Raw genomic sequence first — 16,115 nt, forward strand, 5'->3', positions numbered from 1 at the left:
GTCACCGCCCCATGACCTGGTCGGTGTCGCGGACCTCGATGCCGCGCGACGGGCGGTACAGCACGAACACCGGTTTCCCGGCCACGACCTCGGGATCCACCCGGCGCGGCTGGGCCCGGATGCCCTGCGTCGGCACGGTGAAGCCCGGCTGGTCCGGCGCCGGAGCCGAGTAGCCGCGATCCGGCGCGCTCATCCGCGACGGGACGACCACCGGTTCCGGCTCGTCGCTCCACCGCCGGTCGGCGACCGGGGACGTGTCGACCTGGCGGCTTTCCTTGACCGGCCACCGCGCGCCCGCCATCACGTAGTCGCCGGGCGCACCGGCGACCGGGTGGTACTGGCCGAACGCCGGCGCACCGCCTCCGCCGCCCGAGGGCAACGCGCCCGCGGCGGACTGCGCGGGGCCGACCGCGCCCGGCCACGGAGCACCGGACCAGGCCGCGGCGGGACGGGCCGCCCGGGAGCCGTTGTCGAGCCGCTGCGAGCTGGCGAAAACGGCCGCCTCGGGCCGGTACCGGCCGCCGCCGACGGTCGCGCCGATCGGGCCGCGCTGCTCGCCGTCCACGACGTCGTCGGTGTCGCGGACGTTCTGCCAGAACTGGTCCTGCGGCGTCGGCTCGTTCTTCCGGCGGAACCGGGACAACAGCCCGCCGCCCGGCGACGGCACCGCGCCGCCGACCATGCTGACCGACATCTCGACCATCTGCCACAGCCGCCGCACCGGGCGTCCGACGAGGAACAGCAGCACCGTGATGAGCCCCGCGAGGACCATCTTGGTGAGCAGGTTGAGCCCGTCGCCCGCGGCGAAGATCGCCTGCAGCAGCAGCGCGTGCACGCCGGCCAGCACCGACAGCACGACCAGGTTGAACGCGATGCCGCCGGCGACCTTGAGCACGCGGCGCAGGATCTCCGGGTTCAGCAGCGCGACCAGGCCGATCAGCGGCGCGGTGAGCGCGAACAGGCGGATCAGCACCTGCGCGAGCAGCACGGACGCCTTGGCCAGCAACTGGAAGAGCGAGTAGACGAGGCTCTGGCCCAGCGCGAGGAACCCGGCACCGGTGCGGCCGCCCGCCTCACCGGTGAAGTAACCGGTGGCGGGGCCGAGTTTGGTGGAGATGTCCTTGAAGGCGGCCTTCTTGGCGTCGACGACGTTCTGCTTGCCGTCGTCGCCGTTGCGCAGTTGCTCCCAGGTGAAGGCTTGGGCGTCGAGCAGCGGGCGGCCGTACTGGGCTGCCTGCGGCGCGTCCGGCGACCCGAATTCCCCGCGCAGCCAGTTCTTGTAGACCACTTCGTTGTGCAGGTCGGTCGGCAGGATGTGCCGCACCACCCGGTTCTCGGACTCGTCCACGAACCCGGCCTGGATGTTCGTGGTGGTCTGCACGATCGCTTTGTCGATGGGGTCGAAATAGCGCAGCATCGCGAGCGACGAGGCGGCGAGCCACACGCCCGCCATCGCGTACAGCGCCCGCTTGCTGACCCCGGCCAGGTCGCCGCGCCAGATGTTGCGGAACAACATGATCGACATAATCAGCGCGACCAGCCCGAACAACTGCGTGTAGATGTTGTTGTAGACCTTCTCCGCGCCCGCCTTGACCGCGTTGTAGATCGGGTTGAGCAGACCGCCCTCGAGCACCGTGTAATGCAGCGAGTTGGTGGCGCCGACGATGTTCTTGCCGACATTGAAAAGCTGGTTGCCCGCCCAGGTGTCGATCGTGGAGCTGGGCGAGGCGATGGCCGACAACGCCGTGCAGTTCGTCTGGTAGGTGTTCCACACGAACCCGGCGTAGCTGTAATCGATGTACGGACTGCCCGCCTCGCCGTGGCCTTCGGCGGGGTCGAGCGCGCCGACCATGCCCGCCCCCGGACGCTCCGGGTTCGGTGATTCCCCGCAAGCCGCCGCGTTGGCCGACGGGGCGAACAGCACCGTCTGCAGCCCGATCACCGCCACCACCGCCAGCAGCGACGCACGCCTGCTGGGACGGCGGCCGCCCGGCTTGGGGCCTTCCTTGACGCGTTTGCGGAGCGCGTGCCAGCCGGCGGCGAACGCGAGGACGAACGCCAGCGTGAAGACGGTGTTCACGCAGGCCTCCTCACGGCCGGCGCGGGCCGGCCCGGATCACCGGGGGTCATGCGGCATCCCTGCCGGTTCCGCCGCCCTTGCCGCCGGCGCGGGCGTGCCGGTCCTCCTGCCGTCCGTTGCGCACTGCACCCTCCACCTCGCCGGTCTCGGACGCGAGCGGGTCCGGCGAGCCCAGCAGCTGCTCGTCGGCGAGACCGACCTCGAGTTCCGCTTGGAGTTCGAAGTCGTGTTCCAGCTCGTCGTCCTCCGGTGGGGCGGGGACGTACGGCTTGGCCTCGTCCTCGTGGGGTACCACGAGTTCGCTGCCGGGTTTGCTGCGCGCGTCGGGCGAGCCCGGGGTGGTGTCCATGACCGCGCGCAACGGGTCGAGATGCGGGCCGGAGAAGTCGACGCGGATGCGCTCCACGCCGCCGGCGCCGTCGCCGAAGATGAACTGCCGGGGCTCCATGTCGCGTTCGAGCCCGCGCTGGGCTCCGGGGCGGCGGCCGAGCGCGGCGACGACCTGCTCGTAACCCACGCCGACCGGCACCTTCAGCAGCCGCAGCGCGTCCGCCTGGGCATCGTCGTCGTCGAGGCGACCGACGAACACCGAGTCCAGCAGCGCCACGAAACCCTGGATCTTCAGGAAGTCCGCCGGGATCTGCGACGACAGCAGCACCCGGACGTTCCACTTCCGCGAGTCGCGCGCGAACCGGTTCATCAGCACGCGCCCGGTCGGCACCTCGGACAGGAAGAACGCCTCGTCGATCCAGACGCCCTTGCGCAGTTCCTTCGGCTTCTCGTACACCGACCGCTGGGTCAGCCAGGCCGCGAGGTTCAGCATTTCCACGCCGAGCGATTCGGCGTCGGTCCAGTACTCGCGCGGCACGCCGTCCTTCGGCAGGGTCAGCCCCGCCATGGTCAGCACGGTCATCCGGTCGTCGCGGGTCTCGGCGTACGGGTCCGCGTCGGTTTCCGGGATCAGCAGCGCCATCCGCTCGCGCATTTCGTCCAGGAAGTCCGCGACCACGACCGCGTGCTCGTGGTGCTCGCTCGAATCCCGCCGCAGCGCGTCGATGACCTGGCCCGGGTCCGCGTCGAACCGGCCGCCGACCGCGCGCACCGCGCGCAGGAGCACGATCCGGGTCTGCGCCATCCGCGACACCTCGTACGGCAGCACGCCGGTGAGCACGTCGAGCACCAGCCGCCGCCGGGTCGCTCCGGCCAGCGCCTTCTCGCGCCGCCACGAACGCTCCGGATCCTCCTCGTCCATGAAGTGCTCGATCAGCGGATCGGCGACCACCCGGTACGGGTTGAGGATGCCCGGCTGGGCGTTGAGCAGATTGATCGGCCGCGCGTACGGCCGGATCTCCGGCAGGTCGCACAGCCGCGACAGCGGGCCGGACGGGTCGAGGATCGTCCAGTGCGCCCCGGCCCGCAGCGTCTTGTAGACGATGCCGCCGCCGAGGAACGACTTGCCGCCGCCCAGGCCGGCGACCATCGCGGTGAGGCCCGATCCGTCGCGGATTTCCTGCGCCATCCACGGGTCCCAGGCCACCGGCCGCCGCGTCGCGGTGACGGTTTCGCCGAGCAGGATGCCGCGCCGGTCGCCGACCTCCGCGGTCGCGGTGGGCACCGCCGAAGCCGTCCACACGACCGAACCGCGGCGCATGTACGCGCCCGAGGCCAGCGGCTCGCCCGGGATGAACTCCCGGGCCATCGCGTACTGCGCTTCCGGGTGTTCGATGGCGATCTTCGGCTTGTACAGGTCGAGCAGCTGCTGGGCCAGCCGCAGCGCGTCGCGCTCGGTCAGACCGGACACCGCCAGGCGCCACCACGACCGCACGCGCGTGGCCAGCGCGGTGAAGCCCGACGTCATCTCGTCGTCGATCTCCAGCACCCGGCCCGCTTGCCGGGCCAGCGACTGCGGCGGCTCCAGCTCGTGCTCGTCGGTGTAGTGCTTGACCTGCGAGCGGACCTTGTTCATCTGCCGCTGCAGTTCGCCGGACACCTCTTCCGGACGCCGCACGTAGATCCGCGCGGACACCTCGACCGCCGCGGGCAGCCGGTCCGCGTGCTGGATCCACGGGTCGTCGACCTCGGGGATCTGCAGCCCGTGCATCTGTCCGACGGTGAGCACCGCGAGATGCCGCGACACGCCGGCGTTGGACCCGGTACGGCCGCGCACGGTGACCGTGGGCGCGTACGGGTCGGCGTGGAAATCAGCCGCGTCGGTGAAGCTGGCGAGGTCTTCGGGCTCCCACGCCGCGCCCGGCACCGCGGGCATGTTCCGCGGCGCGGGCAGGCCGAGCGAGCACGAGCGGTGCATCAGCCAGGACATCTCCTCGGCGTGCACCGGACGGCCTTCCAGCCCGGCGCTGCCGATGACCTGGTCGAGGTGCTCGATCTCGGAGTCGAGCGCGGCCAGTTCGGCGTCGACCGCCTCCGGAAGGATCCGGCGCAGCACCGGCGCGGCGCGTTCGACCGCGCGGTCCACCATGCGCCGGGTCTGCACCTGAACGCCGAGGTAGACCTCTTTTTCCGCCATCGAGCGGCCCATCAGCTGCTGCTGCTCGCCGATCAGGTAGTCGTCGAACGACAGCGCGCCCGGCACGTCGTTCGGCCTGCCGACCGCGTTGTGCACGTGCGCCTCGGCCCACATCCGGATCGGGTACGGCCGGTTGGTGACGCGCAGGTGCAGCCAGCGGCCCTGCAGTTCGGCGTACTGGCCCGCGATGGCCGCGATCAGGTCGCGGCGCTGCGAATCGGAACGGAACGACCAGCGCTGCGGCGCGAGCCGGTACCAGGCGTACACCTCGTACCCGGTGCGCAGCAGATGCCCGTCGATGCTGCGCGCGGCGATCGACGGCGTGTACGCCGGTATCGCCTGCTCACCGGGCAGCCTGCGGCCCTTGCCGCCGGACTTGCTGCCGCCGGACGGCGGACGGCCCTGCGGGGGCGTGTTCCACGCACCGGCAGGGACGTCTTGCTCCCGCTTCCCTCGGCTTCCGCCGCGACCGAACAACGACTACCTCCCGGCCCGAGCCGCGGGGCGGCTCCGGCGCGCTCGTGGTGCTCCCTGTTTCCCGGCACTCGTGCCTGCACCGCGACGCGGGTCGCGGTGCTGGTATTGCCGCCTTCTCTTGTGCTTCGGCAGCGGGCGCTCCGCCCGCACCCGGACCCGGCTGGCGCTCACCGCGCCGCCCGCGCCCGAGGTCCGTTCTCTCGGCGCGCGCAGTTCCTGGCCCATCATCGCGATCACCGCGCCCAACGGGCGTTCGTGGCTGATCTTGGCGGTGATCAGCCTGGTGATCACGATCGTGGCCACGAACGCCCACGCCGTGGAGAAAAACCCGAAACTCCAGCCGACCCACCGCTCCACGGTGAGCACGACCAGGAAGACCGGAATGCCGACGAGCCATGCCACGTAGCGGGCTCGCCAGGGAAAAGTCGCCTTCGGCGGGCCGAGCCAGACGGCATCGACCCGGTACACCTCGTCATCGGTCCTGATCCGCACGCCTGCTCCGCCTCAGCCGGTGAACAGGCCGGCGATCCACTGGCCCACGTTCACGCCCGCGCCGCTGACCGCGAGTCCGATGATCGCGAGCGCGATGACCACGCCGGCGAGCCGCCGCATGACCCCCGCGTTGTCGCCCTTGCCGCCGCCCAGCCACAGCAGCAGCAGCGCCACCGCGAGGAGCACGAGCGGGATGATGTTGTCGAGCAGCCAGGTCCGGACGTTGCCGGTGCTGAGCCCTTCGGCCACAAACGTCTCGAGGGCGGTCATGCTGGTCATCGCGATACTCCCGGTGCACGGCGGGCGCCGCGCTGTTCTGGCTTCGGCGAAGCTACGAACACCATCATGGCGTTACAAGGGGTAATGGTCAAAGCGCGCTGCGTAGATGTCGACTTGTGGTCAATGGGCGGGTATTGCGGTCCGATGGTCAGGATTCCTCGCCCTCCATCATCGTGGCAAGGGTGCTCCGGAATAACCCAAGCCACCCGGATTGCGCAGTCTTCCGGCGGTGCGGCTCCGCGAAACGTGCGGCGCTCACTCTCGGTGCGCCCCGGACCGGCGTGTCGGGCAGGCACCAGTGTGGCATGCCCCGATCGGCGTTCCGCCGCGAGTCCGGTGAGTGACAACCGGATTGGAAAACAATCTGGAATTGATCACTCTCCGATGCGATAACGGTCACCATCGCGTCCGATGTGCGCATTTGTTCACTACAAAGCGTGATCCCGGGCAGTTCCGGACCGTCTCGCGGATCAGGGCCGGAACGCCGCGCTCGGGATCGCGCCCGCTTCGATCACCCGGCGGCTGAGCGGAGCGCACAGCTGCTCCAGCCGGGCCGTCTTCTCCTCGCCGAGGTGCTCCCACGGGCCCCGCGCCGCCGCGTTCGTCGCCGTCTCGACGCGTTCGCGCAGCTCGAGTCCGCGTTCGGTGAGCGCGCCGCCGGCGTCGAGGATTCCGTCGGCGGTCAGCCGGGCCGCGGCCGCGTCCCACTCCTCGTCGCTCCAGCCGCGGGTGCGCTTGGCGGTGTCCGGCGGGGTGCCGTTCGTGGTCGCGCTGTGCGTGACCAGCGCTTCGAGGCCGGGCAGACCATTCGTGGTCAGCGCCGCGACGTGCCCGTCTCCGCGGTGCTCGCGCAGCAAGGTGACCGCGTGCCAGAGCGCGAGGTGCGGTTGTTCGGGCCAATCCAGGTCCGCGTGCGCGGCGTAGAGCGGACGGCCTTCGGGACGGCAGCCCTCGGTGGCTTCCCGGGCGAGCTCGGCAGCTTCGGCGACCTCGGCGGACGCGAGCGTCTCGTCGCCGAACAGCCGGCGGTAGATGTCGTCGACGGCGGCGAGCCGGGCTTCCAGCACGGCCTCGGGGGTGGCGATCGTCCAGACGCGCGGGACGAAGTGGGCGATCAGGCTGGGGCTGAAGCTGTAGAAGGTGGCGGTGACCGTGCCCGGCCCGACCGCGCCCATCGCCGCGGCGCGGCTGGCGAAGTAGGTCATCGACCCCGGTTTGAGCCCGGCGGCGGCGAGCCGCTCCTGGGTCTCTGGCGCGAAGTAGACGGGGGCGTGCAGAGTGTCGAAGGTGGTCCGGAAGGCGACAGCGGCGGCGACGGCTTGACCCATGCGCCCGATCGTAGCGATCGGGCGGACGAGCTGGCATGTAAGCCGGATCCTGTTCCCGGGCAGCCTCGCGGCGGACCGGGCGACGGTCATCCATCTCGGCCTGCCGTCGCCGGCAGGCTCCAGCGGCCTACCCGCAGGCATCGGGCGGGCCGCCCTCGATCGCCTGCGCAGGAGCGAACTCCCTCTTGGCCTTGCTCCGGGTGGGGTTTACCGAGCCATCCCGGTCACCCGGGATGCTGGTGGTCTCTTACACCACCGTTTCACCCTTACCCCCGTCCGGGGACGGGGGCGGTCTGTTTTCTGTGGCACTGTCCCGCGGGTCGCCCCGGGTTGCCGTTAGCAACCACCCTGCCCTGCGGAGTCCGGACTTTCCTCGGACCGGGAGAACCCGGGCCGCGACCGTCCTGCCAGCTCGTCCGCCGAAACAGCGTACCCGGGAGGCCGTGCGGCCCCGGGCACCGGCTGGCACATTCCACCGCGTGGACGCGCTTGGCCCGGCGCCCGGCCGCTGTTTCACTCCCGGCATGACCGCACCCGAACCCCTGAAATTCGCTTACTGGGTCCCGAATGTGAGCGGCGGCCTGGTCACCAGCGACATCGAACAGCGCACCGACTGGGGCTACGAGTACAACCGCGAACTGGCCGTGCTCGCCGAGAACAACGGCTTCGAATACGCGCTCACCCAGGTCCGCTACACCGCCAGCTACGGTGCCGCCTACCAGCACGAATCCACCGGTTTCAGCCTGGCGCTGCTGCTCGCGACGCAGCGGCTGAAGGTCATCGCGGCCGTCCATCCCGGACTGTGGCAGCCCGGCGTGCTCGCGAAGTTCATCGCGAGCGCGGACGTCATCTCCGGCGGCCGGGCCGCGGTGAACGTGGTCAGCGGCTGGTTCAAAGACGAGTTCACCGGTCTCGGGCAGCCGTGGCTCGAACACGACGAGCGCTACCGCCGCTCGGAGGAGTTCATCCGCGTGCTCAAGGAATTGTGGACCGACGACCACGCCGAGTTCGGCGGCGACTTCTACCGGATCCACGATTTCGACATCAAACCCAAACCGGTCGCCGGGCCTGGCCGGCCGCATCCGGAGGTCTTCCAGGGCGGCAACTCCACCGCGGCGCGCAAGCTGGCCGGTCGCGTCTCGGACTGGTATTTCAGCAATGGCAAGGATTTCGCCGGGTTCAGCGAGCAGGTCGACGAGGTGCGCGGATACGCCGCGGAGAACGACCACGCAGTGCGGTTCGGGCTCAACGGGTTCGTGATCGCCCGCGAGTCCGAAGCAGAGGCGCGCGAGGTGCTGCGGGAGATCGTGGCGAAGGCGAACGTGCCTGCCGTCGAAGGATTCCGCTCGGCGGTCAAGCAGGCCGGGAAGTCCACTTCGGACACCAAGGGCATGTGGGCGGATTCGGAGTTCGCCGACCTGGTGCAGTACAACGACGGATTCCGGACCGGCTTGATCGGAACGCCGGAACAGATCGCGGACCGGGCGATCGAGTACAAAAAGCGCGGCGCGAACCTGTTGCTGCTCGGTTTCCTGCACTATCTGGAGGACGTCGAGCACTTCGGCCGGGAGGTGCTGCCGGTGATCCGGGAGAAGGAGCGGGTGCTGGACCGCGGCGCGGGAGTGCCGGAACCGGCGGGGATCTGAGGATTCGCGGCGGCTAGCGTTCGGGGGTGAACGGTCCCCTGTCCCTGCTGCTTCTGGCCGGAACGCTCTGGTTCGCCATGGCGCGTCCGCGCGGCCTGCCGGAAGCTGTCTTCGCGGTCCCCGCCGCCGGTGTCGTCCTCGCGCTCGGCCTGACTTCGCCGCACGAAGCGGGCGAACGGGTCGTCCAGATGCTGCCGACGATGGGCTTTCTCGCAGCGATCCTGCTGGTCAGCCACCTCGCCGCGGCGGAAGGCGTCTTCACCTGGCTCGGCGCCGAACTAGCCGAAATCTGCCGCGGCCGGCAACCTCGGCTCCTGCTGCTCACCTTCGCCGCGGCAGCGATCGTCACCGCCGTGCTCAGCCTTGACGCCACCGTCGTCCTGCTGACCCCGGTCGTCCTCGCCACTGCGGCCGAACTGAAACTCACCGCGCGACCGCATGTCTACGCGTGCGCGCACCTGGCCAACTCGGCGTCCACGCTGTTCCCTGTCTCGAACCTGACGAACCTGCTCGCTTTCACCGCTTCCGGCCTCACCTTCGCCGGTTTTACCGCGCTGATGGCGTTGCCCTGGCTGGTCACGCTCGCCGTGGAGTTGGCTGCGTTCGCCTGGTTCTTCCGCAAGGACCTCCGCGAACCGGCCAGCACCCGGCAACCCGAACATCGGGAAGCGCCAGTCTTCACCCTGGTCGTGCTGGCGGTCATGCTGGTCGGCTTCGCCACCGGACAGCTGGTGCACGTCGAACCGGTCTGGATCGCCGCGCTGACCGCACTCGTCCTGGCCGCGAAAGCGTTGGCGGAGCGGAAGATCCGGCCTTGGCAGGTGATCGCTGAAGCGTCTCCGCTGCTGGTGCTCTTCGTGCTCGCCCTGGCGGTGGTGGTGGAAGCGGTCGACGAACACGTCCTCGGCGGCCTGCTGCGCACTCTGCTGCCGACGACCGCCGGGCTGCCCGAGCTGCTCCTCGCCGCGGGCGTCGCGGCTTTGCTGGCGAACGTCGTCAACAACCTGCCCGCGACGCTGATCCTGCTGTCCGTGCTCGGCCCGCACCCGAATCAGGGCGTGCTGCTCGCCGTGCTGCTGGGCGTGAACATCGGCCCGAACGCGACGTACCTCGGTTCACTGGCGACGCTGCTGTGGCGACGGGTGGTGGTCCGGCACGGGGAGCATCCGCCGGTGGGGGAGTTCCTGAAGCTTGGCGCGCTCACGACGCCGCTGTCGTTGGCTGCGGCGACGTGCGCACTATGGCTGGTCCTCTAACCCCGAGGCGGGATCGTGCTCCCCCGCGACAACGTCGGGCCGCAGTCCTCGAGGCCGTTGCCGAATCGCTGTGCCTCGACCGACATCATCGTCACCTGTGCGTAGTGCTGAACCGCCGCGAGCTTCGCCGGGTCGGTTACCGCGTCCTTGCGGACGAAGTCGCCCTGGCGTTTGCCCGGGCCGGGGTACACGAGGATCGGGACGTAGTCGCGGTCGATGCGCGGGTCGATGCTGATCTCGTTGCCGTCCGCCCACGGGCCCCACGAGTGGATGAAGGTCGGCTTGACCGTGTCGAACACGTAGTCGCGCAGGCCGGCGATGTCTTCCTTGTGCGTGAGGTCCGCGATCGGGGCGTTCACGAGTCCGGCCATGTCGACCAGTTCGAGCCGGCTGGTCATCGACGAGCCGCCGAGGTCCGGCAGCAGCAGCGACGCGTGCTGGAGGCCGAGCATGTCCGCGTACGTGTTGAAGCCGCGGCCGAAGCGGTCGGCGATCAGGCACGCCGGCACGGTCGGGCTTTTGACGAATTCCTCGTCGTGGTGCACGAAGCCGATCGCCGACGGGACCGCCGCGGCCACCAGCACGAGGGCAGCGACCGCCTTCAGCGGCACCTTCGGCAGGGAACGCAGCAGCTCGGCGAAGGCCATGACGCCGCACAACGCGCCAAGGACCCACACCGGCGTCGCGAAGCGGTACTGGGCCATCCAGTCCGGGACCATCACGCCGTACGCGATCACGCCGAGCACGAGCGGCGTGACCAGCCCGATCAGCGGACGCCGCCACGAAGCCTTGAGCAGCGCCCACACGACCACGGCGACCAGCACGAGCGTCAGCGCGATGCCCGCGTACTCCACCAGTTGGTGCGGCCGGATGAGCGAGGCGAACGTCGGCAGGCCCTGCTTCTTGGCGACCGACGGGTTGGCCAGCAGCCGGTGGAATTCCGTGTAGCGCCAGACGACGTAGCCGCCGAACAGCACGGCGAAGGCCGCGATGGACACCAGCGCGGACCGGAAGCTGGGCCAGAATCCTTCGCGCTTCACGCCGAACAGCAGGACGATCGGGTACGCGCTGGCGTAGATCAGGCCTTCCGGCCGGGTCAGCGCGGCCGCGGCGACGAGCACGCCGGCGACGATCGCGACCTTGAACGACAGCGAGTTTTCCTTGCGCAGCGCGGTGAACAGCAGCGCGGCCAGCGCGGTGGTGAAGAACGCGAACAGCGAGTTCTCGAGGCCGGAGACCACCCAGATCACGAACGACGGGATCGCCGCCAGCGCGAGACCGGTAGCCAGCGTGATCGCCCACGCGTGCCTGCGGAACACCTGGCGGGCCACCAGGTGGCACAGCACCAGGATGCCCGCGGCGAAGAACAGGCCGAGCAGCTTGGGGAACAGCACGTAGTCCGGGATGCCGAACAGCAGGCCCTTGTCGAACAGGCCGACGACCTTGCCCAGCGCGAGCAGGATCATCCAGGTCGGGTCGGAGAAGCCCTCCACCGGCGGCGCGCCCGGGGCCAGCACCGGGCCGAGGCCTTCGGCGACGCTGCGCGAGTAGGAGAACGTGATGGCCGCGTCGTCGACGATCCAGTGCCCGTAGCGGGTGGCGTGCCACGCGACCGCGGCCACGCCGGCCAGCACCGCCAGCGTCGACGCCAGCCAGCTGAGCTTGAACCGCGCGGGCGGGTCGGTCGTCTTCTCCCCCGGCAGGTCGGGCTCGGATACTGCGGTGAGTGCGCTAGCCGTCATGTCCTCGTCACTGTTTCCACTTGCGGATGCTGCCGAAGAAACGCACGAGCCTGCGCCCCCCTTGAAGTCCCGGCCGGGACCTGCGCCGCGGCGCCGCGGTCGACACCGCACTCTAGCCAATACCTCATCGGGGGCGTTTCACACGTCATCCCCGACCGTGACCTGCCTCACATTTGTCCGGTTCAGGACAGATGCGAGATGTCGTTCACCAACCGGACCGAGGCGTTGCCGTCCGGGTAGAACTCGACGATCGACAGCGACGCCAGGTCGAGGTGCAGCCGGAACAGCAGCGACGGCCCGGCGTCGAGCCCCATCCGCAGCAGGGTCTTGATCGGCGTCACGTGGCTGACCACGAGCACCGTGCGCCCGTCGTACTGCTCGACCAGGTCGCGGCGTGCCTTGCCGACCCGCTCGTGGACCGCGTCGAAGCTCTCGCCGCCGGGCGGCGGGCAGGAGGAATCGCTCAGCCAGCAGCGGTGCAGTTCCGGGTCCCGCTGGGCGGCCTCGCCGAAGGTGAGGCCCTCCCATTCGCCGAAGTCGGTCTCGATGAGCCCGGGGTGGGTTTCGACCCGGCCGCCGAGCGCGTCGACGACGGCCTGCGCGGTCTGCTTGGTGCGGATCAGCGGCGACGAAACGATCGGTGCCGGTTCGCCGTCCTCGCCGATCAGACCGGGCATCGCGGCCAGCCGTTTGGCGGCCGCGGCGGCCTGGCCCCGGCCGTGCTCGGTGAGCGGGACGTCGCCGCGCCCGGAGTAACGGCGGTCGACCGACATCTCGGTCTGGCCGTGGCGCAGCAGGAGCAGTTTGGTGGGCGTGCCGCGGGCGCCGGTCCAGCCCGCCGGGGACACCCGGTCCGGTTCGGTGACCTTCGCCCGGGGCCGCGTCTCGGCGACCGGCGCGGGCGAGGTCGCGCCGGACCCGGCGCTGTCCATGGCGACGTTCGCGAGCCGGTCCGCGTGCGAGTTCTCCGCGCGCGGGATCCAGGTGTAGCCGACCCGCTCGAAACCCGCCGCGATCTCGCGCGCCTGCGCGGCGAGCGGCTGCAGCGCGGCGTGCTTGATCTTCCAGCGCCCGGACATCTGCTCGACCACGAGCTTCGAATCCATCCGGACGTCCACAATGGACACTCCGAGTTCGGCGGCCGCGGCGAGCCCGGCGACGAGCCCGGAGTACTCCGCGACGTTGTTCGTCGCGATGCCGAGGTATTCGTGGCGTTCGGCGAGCACCTCGCCGGTCGCCGCGTCCTTCACGACCGCGCCGTAGCCCGCCGGGCCCGGGTTGCCCCGGGACCCGCCGTCGGCCTCGACGATCGCCCGTTCGGTCACAGCCCCGACTCCAGCGTGCGGACCAGGATCGCGCCGCAGTTGTCGCACTGCACGACGCTGTCCTCGGCCGCGGCCTTGATCTCGGAGATGGTGTTGCGGTCGAGTTCGAGCTGGCAGGCGCCGCACCGGCGGGCCCGCAGCAGCGCCGCGCCGATGCCCTTGTGGTCGTAGACGCGGGTGTACAGCTTGAGCAGCGGCTCCGGGAACCGCGGCAGCAGCTTCGCGCGGTCCTCCTTGCGCCGGGCCTCGGTGGTGTCGAGGTCCTTGAACGCCTCGTCGCGGCGGGCCGCGGCGGCCTCGACCGCCTGCGTCGCCTTGTCGACCTCGGCGCTCGTGCGCTGCGCGTCCAGGCCCAGCGCCTCGCGCTGCTCCATCAGCTCCAGCAGGTCGTCCTCGAGCGCGCCCTTGCGGCGGCCGAGCGTCTGCAGTTCGTGCTCGATGTCGGTCATCTGCTTGGCCCCGACCGAACCGGATTCCATCAGCTTGCGGTCGCGGTCCTCGCGCGCCCGGACCGATTCGACCTCTTTCTCCTGCCGGGCGATCTCCCGGTCGAGGTCGGACGTCGCGGTCTCGACGGACACCAGCGCGTCGCGTTTCTCCCGGACGGTCTTCTCCCCGGCCTCGATCTCGGCGAGCTCGGGCAGAGTGCGGCGGCGGTGCGCGACGCGCGAAAGCTCGGCGTCCACCTTCGCGAGTTCGAGCAGCTGACGCTGGACGGCGGGGTCGGCCTTCACTGTGCTCCCTGATTTAGTTACTGGGCGGTAGCGCGGATGGTCCACGGGTCGGTGCACCGCGTGGAGACGTGAGCTTCGACGGTACCCGCAAAGGCCGCGCCGACAAGGGCCGAGGCCTGTCCGCACCACGGCCACTCGCTGGCCCAGTGCGTCAAGCCGACCAGCGCGGGCACGGTTCCGGCGGACGCGAGGTGTTCGCCGGCGGGATGGTGGCGCAAATCCGCGGTCACGTACGCGTCGACACCCTCGGCCGTCGCCTTCGCCAAATACGAGTCGCCCGCGCCGCCCGACACCGCGACCGTGCGGATCAGCCGGTCCGAATCTCCAGCGCCGAGCACGCCGGGCACGGTGGCCGGCAACGCGTCGGCGACCCGCTGGACGAACTGCGCGAACGGTTCCGCGGCGGGCAGGTGCCCGATGCGGCCGATCCCGGTGGCGCCGCCGGGTTCGTGCGGGTCCAGCGGCCGGTCGACCTCGAGGCCGATGGCTTGCGCGAGCGCGTCGGACACGCCGGGGTCGGCCGAGTCGGCGTTGGTGTGCGCGCAGTAGAGCGCGATGCCGCCGCGGATCATGCGGTGCACGAGCGAGCCCTTGGCGGTGTCGGCGGGGACGCCGTGCACGCCGCGCAACAGCAGCGGATGGTGCGCGACGATCAACTGCGCGCCGATCTCCTCGGCCTCGGCAAGCGTCTCCTCGACCGGGTCGACGCAGAAGAGCACGCGGCGGACGTCCTCGGCCGGGTCTCCGCAGACGAGCCCGACCGCGTCCCAGCTTTCCGCCAGCCGGGGCGGGTAACTGCGTTCGAGGACGGCGATGATCTCGGCTAATGCAGGCACCCGGGGATCCTCGCACGGTCGCTCTGGAAGACTGCGGACCATGCCCAAGCTGGTGTTTGTCTGCTCCGGGAACATCTGCCGGTCCCCCATGGCGGAGCTCGTCTTCCGCAAGAAGCTCGCCGACGCGGGTCTCTCGGACGCCGTGCGCGTGTCCAGCGCGGGCACCGGTCCGTGGCACGTCGGCGAGGCGGCCGACCGGCGGGCGCGCGCCACGTTGAAGGCGCACGGCTACCCCACCCAGCACATCGCGGCCGAGGTCAGCGACGAAGACCTCGAAGCCGATCTGCTGCTCGCCGCCGACGAGAGCCACCTGGGCTTCCTGCAGTCGCGCGTCGAGGACCCTTCGCGGGTGCGGTTGCTGCGTTCGTTCGACCCGTCCGCCCCGGAGGGCGCCGAGGTGCCGGACCCGTATTACGGCGGCGACGACGGCTTCGACGACGTGCTCGGGATGATCGAGCGGAGCGTGCCGGGACTGCTCGACTGGGTCCGCGAACAGGCGTGACGTCCGGTCCGGGTGCGCGCACGGAACGCGACGGCCTACCGTAGAGGGGTGCGGTTGCGGTTTCTGCTCCGGCCGGGATGGCTGGCGTTGACAGTGGTGGTGTTCACCTTCGCCATCTGCTGTTACACGCTGCTGGCCCCGTGGCAGTTCCGCCGCGACAACGAGCAGGTCACCCAGAACAACGCGCTGACCACGTCGTTCACCGCGAAACCGGCGCCCGCGGCGCAGCTGTTGCCGCCCGGGACGAAGCCGGACAAGAACACCGAGTGGCACCTCGTGACGATCACCGGCACATACCTGCCTTCGGCCGAGGTTGTCGCGCGGCTGCGCACTGTGCAGGGCCAAGGCGCGTACGAGGTCCTCACGCCGCTTCGCGCCACCGACGGCACTGTGTACCTGATCGACCGCGGCTACGTGGGGCTCAGCAGTGACTCCGGCGTGCTTCCGTACGCGGCGGCGCCGGGCGGGCAGGTGACGGTCGTCGCGCGCGTGCGAAGCGACGAGACGGACCCGAAGAACCGCGACGCGTTCGCCGACGCGTCGACGAACGGGAAGCTGCAGAGCTACACCGTCGACTCGCGCGTGGTGGCGAAGTCTTCCGGCCTCACGATCCGGCCCGGGTACTTCCAGCTCGACCAGAACCAGCCCGGCGTGCTCAGCCCGCTGCCGCTGCCGCAGCTCGAATCGGGCCCGTACTTCTCGTACGCGCTGCAGTGGCTGGCGTTCGGCACGATGGCGTTGCTGGGCTGGCTGTATTTTACGATCCGCGAACTGCGTCCGGGCGGCGCGCTGACGACCGAGCGCCCGCAGCGCGGCCGGCGCAAGTCCGTCGCGGAGATGCTCGCCGAAGACGAGGACGAGTACACGCCGACCGCCTAAGTGGCCTGGTCG

The 16,115-nt window shown here is 70.4% G+C and carries 13 protein-coding genes and 1 other RNA gene; 4 read left to right on the top strand and 10 right to left on the bottom strand.

Annotated features, from left to right (window positions below):
* Position 1 precedes the first annotated feature (1 nt).
* The 6 genes from FKO37_RS44215 to rnpB form a co-directional block, all read right to left on the bottom strand.
* Positions 2–2,080, bottom strand: coding sequence for a magnesium transporter (locus FKO37_RS44215; RefSeq protein WP_238608473.1), 2,079 nt, complete (start codon positions 2,078–2,080; stop codon positions 2–4).
* A 46-nt stretch (positions 2,081–2,126) separates the two neighbouring features.
* Positions 2,127–5,084: an ATP-binding protein gene (locus FKO37_RS44220; RefSeq protein WP_238608474.1), complete on the bottom strand. Its 2,958-nt coding sequence runs from the start codon at positions 5,082–5,084 to the stop codon at positions 2,127–2,129.
* Between the two features lie 3 nt (positions 5,085–5,087).
* A complete protein-coding gene (locus tag FKO37_RS44225) occupies positions 5,088–5,576 on the bottom strand; it encodes a hypothetical protein (RefSeq protein WP_037815755.1) in 489 nt (162 codons plus the stop codon).
* 12 nt (positions 5,577–5,588) lie between these two features.
* Complete coding sequence (locus FKO37_RS44230; protein WP_037815757.1) at positions 5,589–5,855, bottom strand: hypothetical protein; 267 nt, start codon at positions 5,853–5,855, stop codon at positions 5,589–5,591.
* 470 nt (positions 5,856–6,325) lie between these two features.
* Positions 6,326–7,183 (bottom strand): hypothetical protein, encoded by an 858-nt coding sequence (locus tag FKO37_RS44235; protein WP_238608475.1) that lies wholly within the window; start codon positions 7,181–7,183, stop codon positions 6,326–6,328.
* Between the two features lie 22 nt (positions 7,184–7,205).
* An RNA gene (gene rnpB, locus FKO37_RS44240) (RNase P RNA component class A) lies at positions 7,206–7,598 on the bottom strand.
* 109 nt (positions 7,599–7,707) lie between these two features.
* Here rnpB and sfnG point away from each other — a divergent pair.
* Both sfnG and FKO37_RS44250 read left to right on the top strand, forming a co-directional pair.
* The gene (gene sfnG / locus FKO37_RS44245; RefSeq protein ID WP_238608476.1) at positions 7,708–8,829 is read left to right on the top strand and encodes a dimethylsulfone monooxygenase SfnG; all 1,122 of its coding nucleotides are present in this window, start codon (positions 7,708–7,710) and stop codon (positions 8,827–8,829) included.
* Between the two features lie 77 nt (positions 8,830–8,906).
* Positions 8,907–10,085 (top strand): SLC13 family permease, encoded by a 1,179-nt coding sequence (locus tag FKO37_RS44250; protein WP_238608659.1) that lies wholly within the window; start codon positions 8,907–8,909, stop codon positions 10,083–10,085.
* Here FKO37_RS44250 and FKO37_RS44255 read toward each other — a convergent pair.
* From FKO37_RS44255 to FKO37_RS44270, 4 genes are all read right to left on the bottom strand, one after another.
* Positions 10,082–11,827 carry a hypothetical protein gene (locus FKO37_RS44255; protein ID WP_134669393.1) on the bottom strand — a complete coding sequence of 582 codons (1,746 nt, stop codon included), beginning with the start codon at positions 11,825–11,827 and terminating at the stop codon, positions 10,082–10,084. The two genes, FKO37_RS44250 and FKO37_RS44255, sit on opposite strands and share 4 nt — an antisense overlap.
* A 182-nt stretch (positions 11,828–12,009) precedes the next feature.
* Positions 12,010–13,152 (bottom strand): bifunctional RNase H/acid phosphatase, encoded by a 1,143-nt coding sequence (locus FKO37_RS44260; RefSeq protein WP_037815768.1) that lies wholly within the window; start codon positions 13,150–13,152, stop codon positions 12,010–12,012.
* Complete coding sequence (locus tag FKO37_RS44265) at positions 13,149–13,886, bottom strand: zinc ribbon domain-containing protein (RefSeq protein WP_037815771.1); 738 nt, start codon at positions 13,884–13,886, stop codon at positions 13,149–13,151. The genes FKO37_RS44260 and FKO37_RS44265 overlap by 4 nt, the downstream gene beginning before the upstream one ends.
* A 17-nt stretch (positions 13,887–13,903) precedes the next feature.
* A complete protein-coding gene (locus FKO37_RS44270) occupies positions 13,904–14,722 on the bottom strand; it encodes a Nif3-like dinuclear metal center hexameric protein (RefSeq protein WP_037815773.1) in 819 nt (272 codons plus the stop codon).
* 40 nt (positions 14,723–14,762) lie between these two features.
* On the opposite strand from FKO37_RS44270, the gene FKO37_RS44275 reads away from it, so the two are divergent.
* On the top strand, positions 14,763–15,224 hold the full coding sequence (locus FKO37_RS44275; RefSeq protein ID WP_238608477.1) for a low molecular weight protein-tyrosine-phosphatase: 462 nt from the start codon (positions 14,763–14,765) through the stop codon (positions 15,222–15,224).
* 48 nt (positions 15,225–15,272) lie between these two features.
* Complete coding sequence (locus FKO37_RS44280; RefSeq protein ID WP_037815776.1) at positions 15,273–16,103, top strand: SURF1 family protein; 831 nt, start codon at positions 15,273–15,275, stop codon at positions 16,101–16,103.
* Positions 16,104–16,115 lie beyond the last annotated feature (12 nt).

Origin of the sequence: Amycolatopsis sp. Poz14, assembly GCF_006704225.1 — a bacterium.
GTDB lineage: Bacteria > Actinomycetota > Actinomycetes > Mycobacteriales > Pseudonocardiaceae > Amycolatopsis > Amycolatopsis nivea.

What these genes read in the sequence shown, in the direction of transcription:
- FKO37_RS44230 (WP_037815757.1), bottom strand. Translation starts at nt 5,855, where the DNA reads ATGACCAGCATGACCGCCCTCGAGACGTTTGTGGCCGAAGGGCTCAGC.
- FKO37_RS44235 (WP_238608475.1), bottom strand. Translation starts at nt 7,183, where the DNA reads ATGGGTCAAGCCGTCGCCGCCGCTGTCGCCTTCCGGACCACCTTCGAC.
- sfnG (WP_238608476.1), top strand. Translation starts at nt 7,708, where the DNA reads ATGACCGCACCCGAACCCCTGAAATTCGCTTACTGGGTCCCGAATGTG.
- FKO37_RS44250 (WP_238608659.1), top strand. Translation starts at nt 8,907, where the DNA reads ATGGCGCGTCCGCGCGGCCTGCCGGAAGCTGTCTTCGCGGTCCCCGCC.
- FKO37_RS44255 (WP_134669393.1), bottom strand. Translation starts at nt 11,827, where the DNA reads ATGACGGCTAGCGCACTCACCGCAGTATCCGAGCCCGACCTGCCGGGG.
- FKO37_RS44275 (WP_238608477.1), top strand. Translation starts at nt 14,763, where the DNA reads ATGCCCAAGCTGGTGTTTGTCTGCTCCGGGAACATCTGCCGGTCCCCC.